Source organism: Mesorhizobium sp. M7A.F.Ca.US.002.01.1.1 (assembly GCF_004022955.1).
Lineage (GTDB): Bacteria > Pseudomonadota > Alphaproteobacteria > Rhizobiales > Rhizobiaceae > Mesorhizobium > Mesorhizobium ciceri.
Genome location: NZ_RZQE01000773.1, coordinates 1 through 1,859, shown reverse-complemented (window position 1 = coordinate 1,859; position 1,859 = coordinate 1). Strand labels below are relative to the sequence as shown.

Here is a 1,859-nt window from a genome sequence, read left to right as displayed (position 1 = left end):
CTTCCAGGACATCGGCGGCACGCCGAAGATGATCGGCGCCGAGTGGGACGTCACCAGCGACGTGCTGCTCAATGAGACGCTCATTCGAGAGCGCCAGCTGTCGGAATCGAAAAATGCCGAACTCAAGGTCGCAAAGGCGCATGTAGAGCATGTTGCGCTGCACGACCCGCTGACCGGCCTGCCCAACCGCCGCTATCTCGATGAGTTGCTTGCCGAAAAAAGCGTAACGGGGACCCGCACAGCGCTGCTGCATCTGGACCTCGACCGCTTCAAGCAGATCAACGATACACTCGGCCACGCAGCCGGTGACGCCATGCTGGTGCACGCCTCCAAGGTCATCAAGGTCAACACGGGTCCCGGTGATTTTGTTGCACGCATCGGCGGTGATGAGTTCGTCGTGGTGAGCCATGGACGTGATGACAAGCAACTTTCCGCGCTCGGCGACCGCATCATCACGCAGATGCGCCAACCGGTCGATTTTCAGGGCAACCCGTGCCGGTTCGGGGTGAGCATCGGAATTGCCGCCGGAACCGACGCCAAGCAACTGCTCGTCAACGCCGACCTCGCTCTTTACCGGGCGAAAGGAAGCGGTCGCAACCGACACGAATTCTTTGACGAAGAGCTGCAAAGCGAGATCGTGCGGACCAAGCAAATTGCCGACGAAATCCTGGGCGGGTTGGAGCGCGCCGAATTCACAACATACTATCAGCCGCAGTTCGACGCCAGGACACTTGAGATCGTCGGGGTCGAGGCCTTGTCGCGTTGGAAGCATCCCGAACGCGGCATCCTGGCCCCACAAAGCTATCTCAAAGTGGCCGAAGAACTCAACGTCGTGGCAATCATCGATCGCGCTGTCCTGGAACAGGCGCTTGAGAGTTTCGACCAATGGTCGAACAGCGGTCTCAAGATCCCGCACGTCTCGGTCAATGTCTCCGCCAAGCGGTTGGAGGACAAGGATCTGATCGATGGCTTGCGCAAGCTTGCCATCAGGAAGGGCACGGTGTCGTTTGAGCTGGTTGAGTCCATCTTCCTCGATGAGAATGACGACCTGGTCACCTGGAACCTGGAGCACATTAAGGAACTCGGCATCGACATCGAAATCGATGACTTCGGCACCGGCCATGCCTCGATCGTGTCCCTGCTCAAGCTGCAGCCGCGCCGGCTCAAGATCGACCGCCAACTGATCACGCCCGTCACCCAGTCGATCCCGCAGCGTCAGCTGGTCTCGTCGATCATTGAGATCGGCAAATCGCTCGGCATCGAAGTCATTGCCGAGGGTGTCGAGACGAATGATCACGCGCGCATCCTGAAGGAGCTTGGTTGCGATATTCTGCAGGGCTATGTTTTTGGCCGCCCAATGGACGCCAAGGCCTTCACGGCGTTTGCCCAATCGCGCAAATGGTTGGCCGTGGGGTAAGGTCATGCCTCGCGCGGTAAGGCAGGCAGGCCGAGCGGTTCAACCGGCGCCCAGTCGCGAATTGGCTCGAGCACACTGCACTTGCATCGGCAAACCCACCGCCACCCTTGTCCCCAAAGTGCCCGACCGGCTCTGCGTGCCGGTGAAGTGACCGAAAGCAAATTTCTCGTCAGGTCTCTCAGATCTCATGATCCGACGGTCCGGTGGCGCGGCATGGGCTGTTAGCTCCAGACAGCTGAAGATAGCCAAAAGCGTCCGGCGTTATGGGCGAAGGAGCGCGGCACCAAATTGCGTCCACAATCGATCGCAGTCATTTGCCCTGAGGCTTGGCGTTCCCGGTTCGCCGTAGAAGACCATCGCCGAACGGACATCGTAACCGAGCACCGAGGCATTGGCCACGAACTGAATTGCCATTCCCAAATTCATCGCGTTGATCCTTACC

The 1,859-nt window shown here is 59.2% G+C and carries 1 protein-coding gene and 1 pseudogene; one reads left to right on the top strand and one right to left on the bottom strand.

Going from position 1 to position 1,859, the window contains the following annotated elements:
• Positions 1–1,417: EAL domain-containing protein (locus tag EN932_RS35280; RefSeq protein ID WP_128369480.1), on the top strand; the 1,417-nt coding region annotated here is incomplete at its 5' end.
• Between the two features lie 261 nt (positions 1,418–1,678).
• Here the strand turns inward: EN932_RS35280 and EN932_RS38570 are convergent.
• Positions 1,679–1,859 (bottom strand): annotated as a pseudogene (locus tag EN932_RS38570) (hypothetical protein); the annotation flags it as partial.